This is a genomic window from Siccirubricoccus sp. G192 (genome assembly GCF_019084075.1).
Taxonomy (GTDB): Bacteria; Pseudomonadota; Alphaproteobacteria; order Acetobacterales; family Acetobacteraceae; genus G192.
This window is the reverse complement of record NZ_JAHREN010000001.1, coordinates 879,081-897,348: the sequence shown is the minus strand read 5'-3', so window position 1 is coordinate 897,348 and position 18,268 is coordinate 879,081. Positions and strand designations below refer to the sequence as shown.

Here is an 18,268-nt window from a genome sequence, read left to right as displayed (position 1 = left end):
TGTAGGTCTGGCTGCCGCGGCTGCCCAGGGAGCGGCTGCCACCCGGCCGGGCATCGGCCAGGGCCGGGGCGAGCGCAAGGGCGGCAGCGGCGACGGCGGCCAGGACGAAAGCGGGGCGACGCATGGGCTTGGATGTCTCCGGCAGCGGTTTCATTACAGCCAATATAGGCGAACCGCGGCGGGATTGCGATGGGAACCGGAAATGGTCACCCTGGCCGGGTGATGCCCCCAGGGTCCGCCGCCACCGCGCCGCATCTCTTCGTCGATACCGAAACGACCGGCCTGCCGCGGGGCGGGGAACAGCCGCGCATCGTCTCCATCGCCTGGATCGTGGCGGCGGCGGTGCCGGCGCCACCGCGCCAAGCCATCATCCGGCCGGAGGGCTTCACCATCCCCGGCCGGGTCGCCGCCATCCACGGTATCACCACGCAAAGGGCGCGGCGGGAGGGCCGCCCACTGCGGGCGGTGCTCGCCGAATTCGCCGCCGATATCGCGGCGCATCGCCCCGCCGCCCTGGTGGCGCACAACCTGGCCTTCGACCTGCCGATCATCGAGGCGGAATACGCCCGGCTCGGCTTGGCCTCGCCGCTCGGCGGCCTGGCACGGACCTGCACCCTGCATGCCGCGCGGCGCCGCTGGCCGGGCGAGCGCTGCGGGTTGCAGGCAGTGCATGCCCGCCTCTTCGGCGAGGAATTCGAGGGCGCGCATGGCGCGGCGGCGGATGTGGCGGCCTGCGCCCGGATCTTCTTCGGGCTCCAGGCGGGCGATCATGCGCCGCCGCCAAGCCAGGCGGCCGAGGCGCTGGTGGCCGCCATCCTGCTCTGGGCCCTGGAGCGCCCGGAATTCGACAGTTCCTTCGTGGCCAGTATCGCGGCGCAAATCCGGGCCGGCCGCAGCGCCAGCCCAAGGCAAGTGGCGGCCTTGCAGCGGATCGCCCGGCATTGGCATATCCGGCTGCCCGCCGCGGCGGCATGATCGCGGCGCCCCGCCTGGGCGATCAGCCGCGTCGCCCTGGCCGGCGGCTGGTATCCTGCGGACCGGTTCACGCCCTCCGGCTGCGCCTCCGGACGACCGGGCCGGTCAGCCCCCGGCCAGGGTCAGCCCCTCGATGCGCAGGGTCGGCGCATCGGTGCCGCGGCGGAATCGCAGGTCATCCGCCGGGGTCAGCGCCAGCAGCATCTGCACCAGGTTGCCGGCGATGGTGATCTCGCTCACCGGCTCGGCCAGGGCGCCGTCGCGGATCATGAAGCCGGCGGCGCCGCGGCTGTAGTCGCCGGTCACGCCATTCACCCCCATGCCGATCAGCTCGGTTACGTAGAGCCCCTCGCGGATATCGGCCATCAGCGCGGCCGGCGTCACGCTGCCAGGTGCCAGCCACAGATTGCTGGGCGCGGGGCTGGGCGGGCCGGAGGTGCCGCGGCTGGCATGGCCGGTGCTGGCCATGCCAAGCTGCCGGGCGCTGCGCCAGTCCAGGATCCAGGTGGTGAGCACCCCGTCCTCGACGATGGCGCGCCGCTCGCCCTTCATGCCCTCGCCGTCGAAGGGGCGGCTCCGCAAGCCGCGCCGCCGGGTCGGGTCGTCGAAAACCGTGAGGCCCGCCGGCAGCACCCGCTGGCCCAGCCGGTCCTTCAGGAAGCTCGTGCCCCGCGCCACCGCCGCGCCATTGATGGCGCCGGCCAGGTGCCCGAGCAGGGAGCCCGCCACGCGCGGGTCGTAGACCACCGGCAGCCGCGCCGTCCTCGGCCGGCGCGGGTTGAGCCGCGCCACCGCGCGCTCCCCGGCCCGGCGGCCGATCGCCGCCGCATCCTCCAGGTCCGCGAGGTGCACGGCGGTGGCATAGTCGTAGTCCCGCTCCATCCCCGTGCCCTGGCCGGCCAGGGCGGTGGCGGAGAGGGAATGGCTGGTGCGCAGATACGCGCCGGCGAAGCCATGGGTGCCGGCCAGCGCCACGGTGTAGCGGGAGAAGCCGGCCTCGGCGCCTTCGCTATTGGTCACGCCGGGGATGGCGAGCGCCGCCGCCTCCGCCGCCGCGGCGCGGGCGATGAGATCCTCGGCGCTCGGCTCCGTGGCATCGGCGAGGTCGAGATCGACCGCCACCAGCCCATCCGGCGCCTCCGGCAGGCCGGCGAAACTGTCCTCCGGCACCGCCCGGGCCATCGCCACGGCGCGCTCCGCGAGCGCCGCGAAGCCGCGGGCCGAGGGATCGCTGGAAGACACGATCGCCTGCCTTTGGCCAACGAAGACCCGGAGGCCGAGATCGAAGCCCTCCGCCCGCTCCAGGTGCTCGATCTGGCCGAGGCGGCGCTGCACCGAGAGCGAGGCGGAGGAGATCAGCAGCGCATCCGCCGCATCGGCGCCGGCCTTGCGGGCCGCCGCGACCAGCTCCTGCAGGGTCTCGCTGGCAGGCGGCCCGCCCGGGGGCCGATCCTGGCTCATGCCGCCAGCCTCTCGGCGATATGGGCCAGGCCCGGCACCTTGCCGGCCGGGCCGAGCGCGGCGAGGGTCGGCCGGGCGCGGAAGGCGGCGGCGGCCGCCTCCTGCACCTCCTCGATGGTGACGGCGGCGATCTTCGCCTTGGTCTCCTCGGTCGGGATGACGCGGCCATGCACCTGGATCTGCCGCGCCAATTGCTCGCTGCGGCTGCCGGTGCTCTCCAGCGACATCAGCAGGGAGGCGCGGAACTGCGCCTTGGCGCGGTTCAGCTCCTCCAGCGTCACGTCGGTCTGGACCTTGCGAAGCTCCTCCAGGGTGACGGGGACCAGCTCCTCCGCCTCCTTCTCGCCGGTGCCGGCATAGATCGCGAAGACCCCGCCATCCCGGAAGGGGTGGGAGAAGGAATAGATCGAATAGACCAGCCCCCGCTTTTCCCGGATTTCCTGGAACAGCCGCGAGGACATGCCGCCGCCGAGCAGGGTGCTCAGCAGCAGGGTCGGGTAGTGCAGCCGGTCCTTGTAGCCGGTGGAGGGGAAGCCCAGCACGATATGCACCTGGTCGAGGTCGCGCTCCTCGCGGAACTCGCCGCCGCCATAGCGGGCGGGTTCGGGCGCGGGCGGCGAGACCTGGGGCAGGTCGGCGAAATGGGTCTGCACGAGGTCCAGCAGCCGGTCGTGCTCCAGCGCGCCGGCGGCGGCCACCACCATGCGCTCCGGCCCGTAATGGTGGCGCATGTAGCCGGTGAGGGAGTCCCGGCTCATGCCGCGGATCACCTCCTCGGTGCCCAGCGTCGGGCGGCCCATGGGCTGGGACGGATAGGCGGTGGACTGGAAGTGGTCGAAGATGATGTCGTCCGGCGTGTCGTTCGCCTGGCCGATCTCCTGCAGGATCACCCCCCGCTCGCGCTCCAGCTCCTCCGGGATGAAGGTGGAATGCGTCAGGATGTCGCCGATGATGTCGGCGGCGAGGGGCAGGTCCTCCTTCAGCACCTTGCAGTAATAGGCAGTCTGCTCGCGCGCCGTATAGGCGTTGAGATGGCCGCCGACATTCTCGATCTCCCGGGCGATGGCGGCGGCGTCGCGCTTCTCGGTGCCCTTGAAGGCCATGTGCTCCAGGAAGTGCGAGACGCCGTTCTCCGCCGCCGTCTCGTCGCGCGTGCCGGCGCCGACATAGGCGCCGAAGGAGACGGTCTCGACCCGCGGCATGGTCTCGGAGACCACGGTGAGGCCATTGGGCAGGCGGGTCAGGCGGACGGCATCGGACATGCGATTCTGGGTCTTCCTCGATGGCCGCCGATCAGGCGGCGTTGCGGCGGGCATGGGCGCGGACGAAAGCCTCGACCTCGGGGAGTTCGGGCGCAAGCCGGCCATAGCGTTCCTCCCGCTCATATAGGTCGGCGAGGCGCGCGGGCAGAGGGGGGGCGGCGGCCGGTCGCCTCCTCCACCGCATCGGGGAATTTGGCGGGGTGGGCGGTCGCGGCCACCACCACGGGGATGGCGCGGTCCGCCGGCGCATGGGCGCGCGCGGCGGCGGTGCCGATGGCGGTATGCGGGTCCGCCAGATAGCCGGCGCTGGTCCAGAGATGGCGGATTTCGGCCAGCGTCCCGGGATCATCCAGCGTGAAGCCGCGGAACAGGCCGGTGGCGGCGCGCCAGGCGGCATCCGGCACCGGCATGCGGCCCTCGGCCCGGAAGCGCTGCATCTGCGCCGCCGTCGCGGCGCCGTCGCGGCCGAGCAATTCGAACAGCAGCCGCTCGAAATTGCTGGAGACCTGGATGTCCATGCTGGGCGAGAGGCTCGGCTCCACCGGGCGGATCGACATGTCGTTGGCATCGAGCCAGCGGGCCAGGATGTTGTTGCGGTTGGCGCCGATGATGAGGCGCTCCACCGGCAGCCCCATGCGGCGCACCGCCCAGGCGGCCAGCACATTGCCGAAATTCCCCGTCGGCACGCTGAAGGCCACCGGCCGGTCCGGCGCGCCGAGCGCCATCGCGGCGTAGGCGTAATAGGGGATCTGCGCCGCCACCCGGGCCCAGTTGATGGAATTCACCGCGGCGAGGCGCATCTCCGCGCGGAAGGGCGCGTCGTTGAACATCGCCTTCACCAGGTCCTGGCAGGTGTCGAAATCGCCCTCCACCGCCAGGTTCGCCACATTGGGCGAGAGCACGGTGGTCATCTGCCGCCGCTGCACCTCGGAGGTGCGGCCCTCCGGATGCAGGATCACGACGTCGAGGTTGGCCCGGTCGCGGCAGGCCTCGATGGCGGCGCTGCCGGTATCGCCCGAGGTGGCGCCGACGATGGTGATCCGCTCGCCCCGCCGCGCCAGCACATGGTCGAACAGCCGGCCGAGCAACTGCATCGCCATGTCCTTGAAGGCGAGCGTCGGGCCGTGGAACAGCTCCAGCGCGAAGCACCGGGCATCGAGCTGCACCAGCGGCGCCACCGCCGGATGGCCGAAGCCGGCATAGGCGGCGGCGGTCATCCGCGACAGATCCTCGAAGCCGAGCGCCGGGCCGGCGAAGGGGTGGATCAGCCGGGCGGCCAGTTCCGCATAGGGCAGGCCGCGGAGCGCCCGCCATTCGGCGGGGGAGAGTTCCGGCCAGGTCTCGGGCAGGAACAGCCCGCCATCCTCGGCCAGGCCGGCCAGGAGGACAGCCTCGAAATCGCGGGGCGCGGCCTGGCCGCGGGTGGAGAGATAGCGCATGGGGCGCGAAACTAGTCGCTTCGCGGGCCGAGAGGGAGGGGCTGTCGCAGGCGGGGCCGGCGGATGGGGGCGCCGCTGGCCGCGACGCCCCCTGCTTCCGGAATCCGCCCGGTTACATGAACCACTGCCCTGTCAGCGCGAAATTGCCATGGACCTGGGCCGCGATCGCGTGCCAGTCGATTGGCCCGGCCGATGCGGCGGGCTCCGCCGGCTGCGGGGCAAGGGCCAGGGCACCCCCGCCGATGGCGACCCCCTCGGGCGCGGTCCAGAGCGGCAGCCCCTGATCGTCATAGACCGCATGGCCCTGGCCCGTGCCATCCGCCGCGATGAGGCGGCCATAGCCGTAATTGTAATGCAGCAGGCCATCCGCCGGCAGCGGCTGCTCGAAGGTGACGAGCAGGCCGTTGCTGCCGGCCGGGCTGGCCGCGCTGGCCTTGATGAAGCCATTTGCCGAGACCACGTTCCAGCCGGTGCCGGCGGCGGCGGTGGGGTCAAGGGCGGCCAGGCCGGTGGCGGCGTCGAAGTCGAGGGTCAGATGCAACTGGTCCGCCCGGCCGGCGACCGGTCGCGCGCTGACCACCTCCGGGCCGAGGTCGTTGACCTGCCCGCCCGCCAGGGCCACTGGCGATCCGGGCCTGGCATGGTCGGCGAAGGCCTGGGCGAAGGACAGCGCCACCCGCTGCCCCAGGATTTCGGCATCGGACCAGCTGATATGGCTGCCGCCGTAGTCGCCGTCATTGTTCATGTCGAGGTCGGGGGCCTGGGCGGCGATTTCGGCGTGGAAGCCGGGGTCCTTGGCCAGCGTCGCCATGCCCTGCTTGATGGCCTGGTTGCTGTCCGAGCGGGCGTTCCCATAGGGGATGGCATTGACGAAGAGATAGGGGAGCTGCGCCGCCTCCTGGCCGAAGGCAGCCCGCAATTGCGCCGCATCGAAGCGCACGGCGCTTTCCCATTCGGCGGCGGAGAGGCCGGGCTGCTTGCTGTCATACTCGTTGTGCAGCCAGACCACCCCGGTGGGATCGGCCCGGACATCCGCGGGCTGCGCCGCGATGGTCTCGAGCAGCCCGGCTTCCAGGGGACCAACCTCCCAGCCCTGGCGCCAGTCGCCGTTGCGGGGGTTCAGCCACTCGGTCAGCAAGGCGGTGCCGCTGTTGATGGTATTGGCGCTGTCCTGGCCATGGGAGGAAATGACATTGATCCGGTCATTGACGCCATCGAAGCCGAGCAGGCGCTCGGCCTCCCGGGCTGCCGCATGGATGGCGCCGAAGTGGTCGAGAAGCACGGCATTGGATTGGCCGCGCAGCAGCATATTCAATTCCAAAACTAATGATCTCCCGGCATTATTGACACTTCGCGGCTGAACACGCCCGCGAAGCGGCAGCGGCCTTGGCCGCGCCGGGCAGCCCTAACGGGATATTACTCTCTGGCAAGTTTTCATTGCGCTTGACTTCATGGTCCAAGCGGGAACGGCGCCTCTTCCTTGCCAGGCCCCGGGCCGGACATGCTGAACAAATCGCGACAGCCGCACCGGGCCCGGATCCGTCCGGCCCATGGTCGCGGGTCGCGCCCAGGCCCGGACATGTCCTAACCTTCCCGGCCGATGGCGTGGGAAAGGGTGATGTGAGTTGCCAACAACGACCGGCGATGCCCGCCGCCACGCTCCCGCCGCGCTCAGGAACCGCGCGGCGATCCTGGCCGTGCTGGCGCGCCACCTGCCGCCGCGGGGCTCCGTGCTGGAGGTGGCCAGCGGCACCGGCGAGCATGTGGCGCATTTCGCCGCCGCCCTGCCCGGCCTGGTCTTCCAGCCGAGCGACCCCGATGCTGCCGCCCGCACCAGCATCGATGCCTGGGCGCGGCAGGCGGGGCTGCCGAATCTCCGCCCGGCGCTGGCGCTGGACGCGGCGGCGACCTGGCCGCCCGGCCTCCATGCGGCGGTGCTCTGCATCAACATGATCCATATCGCCCCCTGGGCGGCGACGCTCGGCCTGATGCGCGGCGCGGCAGGCGTCCTGCCGCCCGGCGGCGTGCTGATGCTCTACGGCCCCTACCGGCGGGAGGGCCGCCACACCGCGCCCAGCAATGCCGAATTCGACCGCGACCTCCGCGCCCGCGACCCGGCATGGGGGGTGCGCGACTTGGAGGCGGTGGCGGCCGCGGCCTCCGCGCAAGGCTTCGGCCCGCCGGTGGTCGAGCCGATGCCGGCGAACAACCTCTCGCTGGTCTTCCGCCGGCTGCCGCTTATCCATCGAGATACCGCTCCCGCAGATGCGCCGTGAAATCCGCGGGGTCGAGCGGCTTGCCGGTGGCGTGGCGCAGCAGGTCCTGGAAGCCGAGGCGCGAGCCTTGGGCATGCACCCGGTCCCGCAGCCAGGCCATCAGCGGCAGCATCTCGCCCTGCGCCATTTCCTCGTCCAGCGCCGGGAGGTCGCGCCGCGCCGCGCGCATGAGCTGCGCCGCCGCCATGGCGCCGAGCGTATAGCTCGGGAAATAGCCGAAGGCGCCGTCATGCCAGTGGATGTCCTGCAAACAGCCCTGCGCATCGTCCGGCGGCGCCTGGCCGAGCAGTCGGGCGAAGCCTTCGCCCCAGGCGCCGGGCAGGTCCGCCACGGCGAGGTCGCCGCCGATCAGCGCGCGTTCCAGCCGGAAGCGCAGGATCACATGCGCGGGGTAGGTCAGCTCATCCGCATCCACCCGGATGAAGCCGCGCGAGACGCGGCGCCACAGCCGCGCCAGGTTCGCCGCCGCATAGGGCGCCGGATCGCCGCCGAAAGCCGCGTGCAATTCGGCCCCGAGGAAGCGCAGGAAGGCGTCGGAGCGGCAGGCCTGCATCTCGACGATCAGGCTCTGCGATTCATGCGCCGCCATGCCGGCGGCCTCGCCCACCGGCTGGCGCGCCCAGGCCGCCGGCAGGCCGCGTTCATAGAGCGCATGCCCGGTCTCATGCAGCACGCCGAGCAGCGACTTCCCCACCTCCGCCTCGCTGTAGAAGGTGGTGATGCGGATATCCGTGGGCGTGCCGCCGCAGAAGGGATGCAGGCTCTCGTCCAGCCGGGCATGCGCATAGTCCAGCCCGACCCGTTCCGAGAGGCTGCGGCAGAGGCGGCGCTGCACCGGCACCGGGAAGGGGCCATGCAGCGGCAGCGGCGCCGGGCGGCGGGCCTGGATCGCCTCGGCCCGCGGCAGGGCCTCGGCCAGGAAGGCTTCATAGGCGGCGAAGACCGGCTCCAGCTCGGCCGCCGTCACGCCGCGCTGGTAGCCCTCCATCAGCGCGTCATAGGGGGGAGAGGCCGAGCGCGGCGGATAGCGCCTCGGCGGTGTGGCGCTGCAGCCGCACCACCTCGGCCAGGGAGGGCGCCACCAGGGCGAAATCGGCGCGGGCCTTGGCCTCCCGCCACACCGTCTCGCAGGCGCTGTTGGCGCGGGCGGTGGCTTCCACGAGGCCGGTCGGCAGGGCGGTGGCGCGGGCATGGGCGCGGCGCATCAGCGCCAGGTTGGCGGCGTCCCACTCGCCCGCGGCCTCGGCCGCCGCCAGATCCTCGGCCACCGCCGGGGCGGTGAGCAATTCGTGGCCGAGCCCGGCCAGGGCGGCAAGCTGCTCGCCCCGCGCCGCGGCGCCGCCCGGCGGCATCATGGCGCTGGCATCCCAGTGCAGCATGGACTGCGCCTCGCCCAGGGTGGCGATGCGGGCGAAGCGGGATTTCAGGCGCTGATAGGCGGGGGTCATGCGGCGTGGCTCCGTAAGGCCGGGAGGGCTTTGCCCTCCCCGACCCACCCACCAAAGGCCGAAGGGCCTTTGGAAACCGTGAGTTCGGGCATCAGGGTGGGGCCAGCTTCTTCGACCATACCCGGCGGCCGCCGGCATAGGCCAGGAGGCGGCCGAGCCGGGTGAGGGTGCCGGGCGGCGGCGGGTCCGAAAACAGCCGATCCAGCAGCCTGGCCTGGAAGCGGTGCAAGGCTTCGGACAAATCCCGGTTCGGCATGTAGCAGGGCAGCATCGGCAGCGCGCTGTAGAGGCCGAGGCGGCGGGCGAGCGTCAGGCCGGCCATGCCGAGCAGGCGCATGGCGCGGCGGGCGGCGCGGCAGAGCCAGTACTCGATGGCCCGGAGTGCGGGTGGACAGCGCGGCAGCACCAGGGCGACCAGCAGGCGAGCCCAGAGCCCGGCATGGGTGAGGCGGCGGAAGTGGCGGCTGACGGTGTCGCCCTTGCCGAACTGCTCCGGCAGGGCGTGCCAGGGCTGGCCGGAGACGGCGGCGTGCAGCATGGCGTCCATGCGGTTGCGCCATTCATCCCCGAGCGGCCGTCCGGCCCGCCGCCCGGCCGTGCCGGGCGCGGCCCTCATCCAGCGGCGGAGATGCGGCGCGAGCGCGGCCCATTCGGCATCGGAGAGCGGCATCCAGGCGCGGCGGGGCGTGAAGCGAGGCATGGCGGGCTCCGTCACCCGGGGAAAGCGGTTGGAACATATCATGAACTGCGCTGAAATGCAATGGAATGCCGGCGAGGCTGGAATTGGCCGTTGCAGCAGCGGCCCTGCCCTATGACCCGCTCCGGGTGGCGAGCAGTCCCAGGTGATGCAGCAGCCTGGCCAAAGGGGCGGTCCGGGGGCCCTGGCTCATCCTTGCCTGGGCCACCTGTCGGGCGTCAGGTCCTCGCTTGGCCTGCCTCGCCAAGGACCCGCTGGATCGTCTCCAGGACCTCGTCGGCGGTATAGGGCTTGCGCAGGATCGCGGCCGTGCCATCGGCCTGCGCCTGGATGGTTGCCTTGGGAAGCGAGCTCAGGATGATGACGGGGATGCCGCGCAGGCCCGGGTCGGCGGCCATGGCCTTGAGCATCGCGGGTCCGCTCATGACCGGCATCATCATGTCGAGGAGCACGATATCGGCCCGCGCCTCGGCCAGCCGCTCCAGGCCCTGCCTGCCGTTCGCGGCCGTCTCCACCCGATAGCCCGCATCCTCCAGCGCCGCCTCGAGCGCCATGGCGATGAGCGCTTCGTCATCGACCACCAGGACCCTTGTCATCTGTCCTCCGGGGTGGAGGGCCGGCCGCCGGGGCGGTGGCGCGCGAACCCGCTCAGAACCTCCTCCGCACCCTCGAAGTTGCCGGCGAGGACGATGCCGCGGTCAGTGATGGCGAATTCGCGCAGGTTGGCATCGAAATCGCTGTCGCGGACCTTCAGAACGGAAAGCAGCCGGCGCGAGCGCGAGCGGTACTCCACGTACCGAAGCACGATAAGGTTCTCCAGCAACGACGACATCCCGGTGACGGGCATCTCGACGCCGGAGCCAAACAAGTCCCTGGTCTCCATCGAGTAAAGCGTCGTCACGCCGCGCGCCCGAAGCTCGTTTGCCAGCACGGCGAAGAAGCGGCTGATGCGCCCGGGCTCGACCGAGGCCTCGATGAAGCCGCCGAGCCCATCGAGGAACAGCCGCCTGACGCCGCGCCTGCCCACCGCGTCCAGCAGCCGGTGCGCCAGCGCGTCCTGGAGACTTTCGGCCTGCGGCTGCCAGAGGATCTCGATTTCCCCCCGATCGACCTTCCCCGAAAGATCCAGCCCGAGCCGGGCTGCCTTGTGCAGCAGGCGGGGCGGTGTCTCGTAGAAGCCGAAGAACAGGCCCGGCTCGGCCGCGCTGGAGCCATCGAGGAAATGCAGGCCCATCGTGGTCTTGCCGACGCCCGATGGGCCGAGCAGGCCCGTGACGGTCCCGTCCGGGAAGCCGCCGCCGAGCATGGCGTCGAGCCCCGCCATGCCGGTCGACAGCCTGCCGGCCCGGACCTCGTCCGGGCGCGTGGTGACACGGAACGCCGCCTCGATCCGCGGATAGACCACCAGGCCCTCGGCGGTGATGCGGAAGGGATGCCGGCCGGGCAGGAAGTCGCTGCCGCGCAGCTTGTTGACGTAGAGCCCGCGTTCGGTGCGGGAGTCGTAGCGCACGTCCGTCAACTCGACGATGCCGTCCACCATGGTGTGCTCGGGGGGGACCGCCTGGCCCTTCGCCGTGGTGAGCAGGAAGACCGTGCAGCCATGCAGCCCGGCCTGGGTTTGCAACTCCTGGATGAAGGCCTTGAACTCGGTGTCGGTGGCGGCCCGGTCTTCCGCGGCCACGAGCCCGTCCAGGATCATGATGGTCGCCCGATGCGCCGCGATCTCGCGCCGGATGAGCGTCACCAGCCCCGCCAGCCCCTCGCCTTCGAGAACACCGAACCCGCTGATGTAGGAGACCTGCTCCAGCAGGCGCGAGGCATCGAAGAAGCGCATCGTGCCGAGATGCAGGAGCATCCGGGCATGGGTCTCGGACAGCAGCGTGGCATAGAGCGCCCGGCCGCCCGCGGCCGCGTGGTGGTAGCAGATCTGGTTCGCGAGGGTGGTCTTCCCCGTCCCGGGCGGCCCCTGGAGGATATGGATGCCCCCCCTTGGGGAAGCCGCCCTTCAGGATCACGTCGAGGCCCGGAACCCCGCTCGGCACCCGCTCGATCGCCTGCTCCTCGCTCATGCGCCTGCCTTCTCCGGTCCCAAGGGCAGCCTGACCAGGAAGGCCGAGCCCTCGCCAGGGGTGCTCTCGATGCCGATCGTGCCGCCCATGGCCAGGACCAGCTGATTGGCCAGCCACAGGCCGATGCCGAAGCCGCCATGCTCGCGCCGGGCCACGGCCCGCTCGAAGCGCTGGAAGATGCGGGCGCGGTCCGCCTCGGAGATGCCGATGCCCCGGTCCCGGACGGCAAGTTCCGCGGCTTGGCCTTCGGCGCGGAGGGTCACGGCGACCGGCTTGCCGGCACCGAATTTCAGGGCGTTCGAGAGCAGGTTCTCCGCCACCTGCTCGAGCGCGAGCGGGTCCCAGGTCCCGACGACGCCCTCCTGCAGGTCGGTCTCCAGGGGGGGACCGTCCCATGCGCGCCGCCGGCGCCGCACGGTCCACCACCGCCCGGACGAGGCGGGTGAGGTCGACCTCGGCAGGTTCGATCCGGACGTTCCCCGCCGCGATCCGGGACACGTCGAGCAGGGCGGTCGAGCGCCGCACGAATTCGCGCACGGCATGTTCGAGCAGCTCAAGCCGCGGCGCCAGGACCTCCGGGCGGCAGCGGTCCGGGTTCCGTGCGGCCGCGGCCAGGTTGTGGACCTGCATGAGGATGGGCGTCATCGGGTTGCGCAGCTCATGCGCCGCAATGGCAACGAACTCGTCCCGTGCCCGGACCGCCTCGCGCAGATCCTCGATCAGGCGGTCCTTGTCGGTTTCGCCGTGGGTGTCGCCCCCAACCTGGCCGGCGTCCGTCATGTGATCCTCAGGCGGTGTTCGGATAGGAGACAAGCGCATCGACATCGAGAAGGTGGCGCGGCCTTCGGCCCTGACGAGGGAAGGGATCAAGGATTGGCAGTTTCGCACCGACGCGGCGGCCGACAAAGCCACTTGGCCGGACAGGCCGCCCGGACAGGCGCCCTGCGTCGCCAAGCAAGCCGGTCATCAATTCGGCCATTGTATTGGCCGTGCCGGGGCATCAGGCAATCCGCCCGGCCCGCCCCCTGGTTGGGGGAGCCCGAGGGGGCAAAGCTCCCTCGGCCCTTCCCGGTCACGATTCCTCGCGCAGCCGCCGCCGCGCGAAGGCGATGAAGACGCCGACCAGCGCCAGGGCCAGCCCATACCAAGTGATGGCATAGCCGAGATGCGAGTTGGTCGGCCGCGGCAGGCTGCGGGCGGGCATGGGCAGGGTGCCCGGCGGCGCACCCTCGGCCGCCAGCGCCACCAGGCCGAAGGGCGCCACCTCCGGCAGGCCGAGCGCGGCGCCGATCGCCGCCGGGTCGAAGGTATAGAAGCGGCGGCCGGCCGGGTCGTCCTGCGCGCTGACCCATTCGCGCCGATCGGGGGGGCGGATATAGCCGGTGACGGCCACCTCGCCCTCCGGCCGCAGGACCGGGGCGCCGCGCTCCAGCGGCACCCAGCCGCGATCCACCAGCAGCGGCGACGCCGCGTCGCGGAGCAGCGGGGTCAGCAGATGCGCGCCGAGGCTGGTGCCGCGCACCTCCACGCCCAACAGCGCCTCCCGCGCATGGTCGAAGCGGCCGGTGGCGAGGACCTTGGCATAGGCTTCCGGCGCGGCGGGGCCGAGCGGCACGGGCGGCGCGGCCTCGGAGGCGGCGATGCGGGCCAGCAACTCGGTCTTCCAGTGCAGCCGCTGCACCTGCCAAGTGCCGAGCCCGAGCAGCAGGGCCAGCACCGGCAGGCTGGCAAGGGCCGGCAGCAGCAGGCGGCGCAACCGCATGGGTTCAGCCCGGCTCCGGGTTGTGCCGGTAGTGCAGCCCGGCCAGCGCCGCCTTGGCCACCCGCATGACCCAGATGGAAAGCGGCAGCACCAGCGCCGGCCAGAGCAGCGCATGCAGCCAGAGCGGCGGCGCGTATTTCACATCCACCACCAGCGCGGCCACCACGGTGATGGTGCCCACCACGAGGATGCCGGCCACCGCCGGGCCGTCCCCGGCATCCTGCGCCCTGAGGTCGAGGCCGCAGAGCGCGCAATTGTCACGGAAGCGCAGCAGCCCGGAAAAGAGCGGGCCGCGCCCGCAACGCGGACAGCGGCCCAGCAAGGCAACAACGGGCAGCGGCGCCGCCCAGGGGGTCATGGAGCCTAGTGCCCCATGATTTCGCCGGCGCCCCACCAGTAGATGCAGATGAACAGGAACAGCCACACCACGTCCACGAAATGCCAGTACCAGGCCGCCGCCTCGAAGCCGAAATGCCGCTGCGGGTTGAAATGCCCCTTCAGCGCCCGCAGGAAGCAGACCGCCAGGAAGACGGTGCCGACCATGACATGGAAGCCGTGGAAGCCGGTGGCGAGGAAGAAGGTGGAAGGATAGATGCCGCCGGTGAAGGCGAAGGGCGCCTCGGCATACTCGATCACCTGGAAGGTGGTGAAGGAGAGGCCCAGCAGCACCGTCAGGCCGAGGCCGGTGATCAGCCCGCGCCGGTCGTTGTGCAGCAGCGCGTGGTGCGCCCAGGTGACCGTGCAGCCCGAGAGCAGCAGGATCATGGTGTTCAGGAAGGGCAGGCCAAAGGGATCGAAGGTCAGGATCCCGGCCGGCGGCCAGATCGCGGTTTCCGCGCCGGCGACATGCTGCGGATAGAGCGCGAAGTGGAAATAGGCCCAGAAGAAGGCGACGAAGAACATCACCTCGGAGGTGATGAACAGGATCATGCCGTAGCGCAGGCCGATGCGCACCACGCCGGTGTGCAGGCCGGGCGTGCGCGACTCCCGGATGACGTCGCGCCACCAGAAGAACATGGTGGTCAGCACGGCGGCGATGCCGATGCCCAGCAGCCAATAGGTGCCGTAATGCGCCACCAGGATGATGCCGATCAGCAGCGCGGCGCCGGAGAAGGCGCCGACCAGGGGCCAGGGCGACGGGTCCACCAGGTGATAGGGGTGCTTGTGCGGCGGTGCGGGTTCCGCGGTCGCCGTCATGTCGGTGGTGCTGGCCATCGAGCGTCCTGGTATCGTGCTGCCTGTGCGAAGGCCCTGGCGGGCCCCCGCGTTTCGCCGTGCATCAATCCCGAAAACCCCGCGCGGATCAAGCCCACCCCGGGAAAGCCACGGTTTTCAAGGAGTCGCGCGTGAGGGCGCGGCGCCGACATGCTGGCCGGCGCTCGCCAGCGCGCCGGCGCGGTCGGCGTCATCGAGGCTGCGGAAGAAGCTGTAGCTGATCGTGATGGTATGGATGTCGCGGGTATTCGGGTCCTCCGCGATCTTCGGATCGACCCAGAAGGTGAGCGGCATCTCGGCCTGCTGGCCCGGCTCCAGGGTCTGCTGCTCGAAGCAGAAGCAGGCGGTCTTGTGGAAATACTTCCCCACCACCTCCGGCGTCACGTTGTAGGTGGCGATGCCGGTGGTGGGCGTCCCGGCCAGGCTCTGCGCGTGGTAGAAGCCCATGCCCTCCTCGCCGACGTGAAGCCGCATGCTCGGCTGGGCGGGGCCGAAGTGCCAGGGCAGGTTGGGCTGGGTATTGGCGTTGAAGCGGATGGTCAGCACCTGCTCGCCCGCCCCCGGCGCACCGCCGCCACCCACCTGCACCGTGCCGTTGTAGCCGGTCGCCTGGCAGAAGATGCGATAGAGCGGCACCGCGGCGAAGGCCATCCCCACCATGCCGGCGACGAAGCCGGCCATGCCGAGCCCCATCAGGCGGTTGCGGCGGCGGAGGGTGGTCGGGTCCATGGGGCGCCTTTCGAGGTCAGCCGCGGTCACGGCTACGCGCGGAAACGCGCGATGCTACGGCTACGCGCGGAAACGCGCGATGCTGATGAAGAAGAACAGCACCACGAGGCCGAGCAGCACCGCCAGGATCGCCCAGTTGCGGGCACGGCGGCGGCGGTCGAGGTCCTGCCGCTCCTCGGGCGTCATCCGAAGAGCAGCCGGTCGGCGGGCAGCGCCGCGAAGAGCAGCGACAGGTGCAGCAGGGAGAAGCGGAAGGCGCGTTTGGCGGCGGCATCCCCCGCCAGGCTGCGGCCGGCCTCGTCCTGCCGCTCCCGCCAGACCGCGATGGCGTGCCAGAGGAAGCCGAGCCCGAGCGCCGCCGCCACCACGGCATAGGCCGGGCCGGCCAGGCCCAGCGCCCAGGGGGCGAGGCCGAGCGGGGCGAGCAGGATGGTGTAGAGCAGGATCTGCCGCCGCGTCTCCCGCGCCCCCGCCACCACCGGCAGCATGGGCACGCCCGCCCGCGCATAATCGGCATGCGCCCAGAGGCTCAGGGACCAGAAATGCGGCGGCGTCCAGAAGAAGATGATGGCAAACAGCACCAGCGGCTCCAGCGTCACGTCGCCGGTGACGGCGGCCCAGCCGATCACCGGCGGGAAGGCGCCGGCGGCGCCGCCGATGACAATGTTCTGCGGCGTCCGGCGCTTCAGCCAGATGGTGTAGACGAAGACGTAGAAGGCGATGGAGAAGGCCAGCGCCGCCGCCGCCACCGCATTGGTGGCCAGCCCCATGACGATGACCGAGCCGATGGCGAGCGAGATGCCGAAGCCGAGCGCCGCGCCTGGCTGGATGCGCCCGGCCGGGATCGGCCGCCGGGCGGTGCGGCGCATCACCGCGTCGATGTCGCGGTCGTACCACATGTTGATGGCGCCTGCCGCGCCGGCGCCCACCGCGATGCAGAGGATGGCCGTCAGCGCCAGGACCGGGTGCAGCCGGCCCGGCGCCAGGAGCAGCCCGACCAGGCCGGTGAAGACCACCAGCGACATGACCCGCGGCTTCAGCAGGGCCAGCCAGTCGCCGACCTCGGAGAGATCCTGCGCTGGAGACAATGGCAGGGAGGCGGCGTTCCCCTCCCCCGGATTCACGGTGATATCGCTCATGGCATCGCTGATGTAGGACAGGCGCGGCTGGACCGCCATGCCTTTCGGCATGGCGGCCCGGTTGCGGAACGAGCAGGCTGGCGGCCGGAACTGCCGAGATCAGCGGATCCGCGGCAGTCCCGAGCCCCCGCGGGTCAACGGACCCGCGGCAGCTCCTCGAAGGTGTGGAAGGGCGGCGGGCTGCTCACCTGCCATTCGAGGGTGGTCGCGCCCTCGCCCCAGTAGTTGCTCCCCACCCGCTCGCCGGAGGTGAAGGTGCGCCAGATCACGTAGAAGAAGACGAACATGGAGGCGGCACTGATATAGGAGCCGAGCGAGGACACCATGTTCCAGCCCCAGAAGGCATCCGGGTAGTCCGGGTAGCGGCGGGGCATGCCCTGGGCGCCCAGGAAGTGCTGCGGGAAGAAGATCAGGTTGGCGCCGATGAACAGCATCCAGAAATGCACCTTCCCCCAGAACTCCGGGTATTGCCGGCCGCTCATCTTGCCGATCCAGTAGTAGAAGCCGGCAAACAGCGAGAAGACGGCGCCCAGGCTCAGCACGTAGTGGAAGTGCGCGATGACGTAGTAGGTGTTGTGCAGGATCACGTCCACGCCGGCATTCGCCAGCTTCACGCCGGTGACGCCGCCCACCGTGAACAGGACGATGAAGCCGATGGCAAACAGCATCGGGGTCTTCAGGCTGATGGAGCCGCCCCACATGGTGGCGACCCAGGAGAAGATCTTGATGCCGGTCGGCACCGCGATGACCATGGTCGCGGCCATGAAGTAGGCCCGCGTATCCACATCCATGCCGGAGGTGAACATGTGGTGCGCCCAGACGATGAAGCCCACCGCGCCGATCGCCACCATCGCATAGGCCATGCCGAGATAGCCGAAGACCGGCTTGCGGCTGAAGGTTGAGACGACATGGCTGATGATGCCGAAGCCCGGCAGGATCATGATGTAGACTTCGGGGTGCCCGAAGAACCAGAACAGGTGCTGGAACAGCACCGGGTCGCCGCCGCCCTCCGGCCGGAAGAAGGCCGTGCCGAAGTTGCGGTCGGTGATCACCATGGTGATGGCGCCCGCCAGGACCGGGATCGACAGCAGCAGCATGAAGGCGGTGACCAGCATCGACCAGACAAACAGCGGCATCTTGTGCAGGGTCATGCCCGGCGCGCGCATGTTGAAGATGGTGGCGATGAAGTTGGAGGCGCTGAGGACCGAGCTGATGCCCGCCAGGTGCAGCCCGAACAGCACCATGTCCATCGCCGGGCCGGGATGGTAGGTGGCGTCCGAGAGCGGCGGGTAGAGGGTCCAGCCCGCGCCGGCGCCCTGGCCCACGAAGAAGCTGCCGCACACCATCAGGAAGGCCGGCACCAGCAGCCAGAAGCTGATGTTGTTCAGGCGCGGGAAGGCCATGTCCGGCGCGCCGATCATGATCGGCACGAACCAGTTGCCGAAGCCGCCGGTCGTCGCCGGCATGACCACGAAGAACACCATGATGAGGCCATGGAGGCTGACGATGGTGTTCCAGCTCTGGCCATCGCCGAAGAATTGCAGGCCGGGATTCTGCAGCTCCATCCGCATCAGCACCGAAAGCCCGACGCCGATCACCGAGGCGAAGATGGAGAAGATGAAATAGAGGGTCCCGATGTCCTTGTGGTTCGTCGAGAACAACCACCGGGCCGCGAAGCCGGGCTTGTGGTCGTGGTCGCCATGGCCGTGGGCGGCATGGTCGTGGGAATCGTGCTTGCTGTCAGTCGCGGTCGCCATGGATCCGTCCGCCTCGGGTTTGGGTGTCAAGGGGTCCGC

General features: G+C 70.7%; 16 protein-coding genes and 3 pseudogenes. 2 read left to right on the top strand and 17 right to left on the bottom strand.

All coding sequences use genetic code 11. The features are described 5' to 3' along the window. The first annotated feature begins 222 nt into the window (after positions 1-222). Positions 223-975, top strand: coding sequence for a 3'-5' exonuclease (locus KSF81_RS04240; RefSeq protein WP_217377918.1), 753 nt, complete (start codon positions 223-225; stop codon positions 973-975). Positions 976-1,080: 105 nt separating this feature from the next. Here the strand turns inward: KSF81_RS04240 and KSF81_RS04235 are convergent, their stop codons facing one another. From KSF81_RS04235 to KSF81_RS04220, 4 genes and pseudogenes are all read right to left on the bottom strand, one after another. Then, positions 1,081-2,436 carry a TldD/PmbA family protein gene (locus KSF81_RS04235; protein ID WP_217377917.1) on the bottom strand — a complete coding sequence of 452 codons (1,356 nt, stop codon included), beginning with the start codon at positions 2,434-2,436 and terminating at the stop codon, positions 1,081-1,083. Next, positions 2,433-3,698, bottom strand: a complete 1,266-nt coding sequence (locus KSF81_RS04230; protein ID WP_217377916.1) for a pitrilysin family protein — start codon at positions 3,696-3,698, stop codon at positions 2,433-2,435. Before KSF81_RS04230 ends, KSF81_RS04235 begins: the two co-directional genes overlap by 4 nt. Positions 3,699-3,729: 31 nt before the next feature. Further along, positions 3,730-5,137 (bottom strand): annotated as a pseudogene (thrC, locus tag KSF81_RS04225) (threonine synthase). 112 nt (positions 5,138-5,249) lie between these two features. Beyond that, entirely contained in the window at positions 5,250-6,458 is a 1,209-nt protein-coding gene (locus KSF81_RS04220; protein ID WP_217377915.1) for a hypothetical protein, read from the bottom strand. 304 nt (positions 6,459-6,762) lie between these two features. Here KSF81_RS04220 and KSF81_RS04215 point away from each other — a divergent pair, with 304 nt between their 5' ends. Further along, positions 6,763-7,413 carry a DUF938 domain-containing protein gene (locus KSF81_RS04215; protein WP_217377914.1) on the top strand — a complete coding sequence of 217 codons (651 nt, stop codon included), beginning with the start codon at positions 6,763-6,765 and terminating at the stop codon, positions 7,411-7,413. On the opposite strand, the pseudogene KSF81_RS04210 reads toward KSF81_RS04215, so the two are convergent. The 13 genes and pseudogenes from KSF81_RS04210 to ctaD all read right to left on the bottom strand — a co-directional run bounded on the left by KSF81_RS04210 (position 7,376) and on the right by ctaD (position 18,229). After that, positions 7,376-8,861: pseudogene (locus KSF81_RS04210) on the bottom strand (carboxypeptidase M32). The gene KSF81_RS04215 and the pseudogene KSF81_RS04210 overlap by 38 nt on opposite strands. 91 nt (positions 8,862-8,952) lie before the next feature. Beyond that, entirely contained in the window at positions 8,953-9,561 is a 609-nt protein-coding gene (locus tag KSF81_RS04205; RefSeq protein WP_217377913.1) for a transposase, read from the bottom strand. Between the two features lie 215 nt (positions 9,562-9,776). Continuing rightward, the gene (locus KSF81_RS04200; RefSeq protein ID WP_256444240.1) at positions 9,777-10,154 is read right to left on the bottom strand and encodes a response regulator; all 378 of its coding nucleotides are present in this window, start codon (positions 10,152-10,154) and stop codon (positions 9,777-9,779) included. Beyond that, positions 10,151-11,539, bottom strand: a complete 1,389-nt coding sequence (locus KSF81_RS31265) for an ATPase domain-containing protein (RefSeq protein WP_309139699.1) — start codon at positions 11,537-11,539, stop codon at positions 10,151-10,153. The genes KSF81_RS04200 and KSF81_RS31265 overlap by 4 nt, the downstream gene beginning before the upstream one ends. Before the next feature lie 84 nt (positions 11,540-11,623). Next, a complete protein-coding gene (locus KSF81_RS04190) occupies positions 11,624-12,043 on the bottom strand; it encodes a sensor histidine kinase KdpD (protein ID WP_217377910.1) in 420 nt (139 codons plus the stop codon). Between the two features lie 73 nt (positions 12,044-12,116). Next, a pseudogene (locus KSF81_RS31845) lies at positions 12,117-12,407 on the bottom strand (histidine kinase dimerization/phospho-acceptor domain-containing protein); the annotation flags it as partial. 292 nt (positions 12,408-12,699) lie between these two features. After that, the gene (locus KSF81_RS04180) at positions 12,700-13,389 is read right to left on the bottom strand and encodes an SURF1 family protein (protein ID WP_217377909.1); all 690 of its coding nucleotides are present in this window, start codon (positions 13,387-13,389) and stop codon (positions 12,700-12,702) included. Positions 13,390-13,393: 4 nt separating this feature from the next. Continuing rightward, a complete protein-coding gene (locus KSF81_RS04175; RefSeq protein WP_217377908.1) occupies positions 13,394-13,747 on the bottom strand; it encodes a DUF983 domain-containing protein in 354 nt (117 codons plus the stop codon). 5 nt (positions 13,748-13,752) lie between these two features. Further along, entirely contained in the window at positions 13,753-14,604 is an 852-nt protein-coding gene (locus KSF81_RS04170) for a cytochrome c oxidase subunit 3 (protein ID WP_217377907.1), read from the bottom strand. 117 nt (positions 14,605-14,721) lie between these two features. After that, the gene (locus KSF81_RS04165; RefSeq protein WP_217377906.1) at positions 14,722-15,333 is read right to left on the bottom strand and encodes a cytochrome c oxidase assembly protein; all 612 of its coding nucleotides are present in this window, start codon (positions 15,331-15,333) and stop codon (positions 14,722-14,724) included. Positions 15,334-15,393: 60 nt separating this feature from the next. Further along, positions 15,394-15,519, bottom strand: a complete 126-nt coding sequence (locus tag KSF81_RS30865) for a hypothetical protein (RefSeq protein WP_256444239.1) — start codon at positions 15,517-15,519, stop codon at positions 15,394-15,396. Then, positions 15,516-16,472: a heme o synthase gene (locus KSF81_RS04160; protein WP_217381556.1), complete on the bottom strand. Its 957-nt coding sequence runs from the start codon at positions 16,470-16,472 to the stop codon at positions 15,516-15,518. Before KSF81_RS04160 ends, KSF81_RS30865 begins: the two co-directional genes overlap by 4 nt. Positions 16,473-16,606: 134 nt before the next feature. Continuing rightward, positions 16,607-18,229, bottom strand: a complete 1,623-nt coding sequence (gene ctaD / locus KSF81_RS04155) for a cytochrome c oxidase subunit I (protein ID WP_217377905.1) — start codon at positions 18,227-18,229, stop codon at positions 16,607-16,609. Positions 18,230-18,268 lie beyond the last annotated feature (39 nt).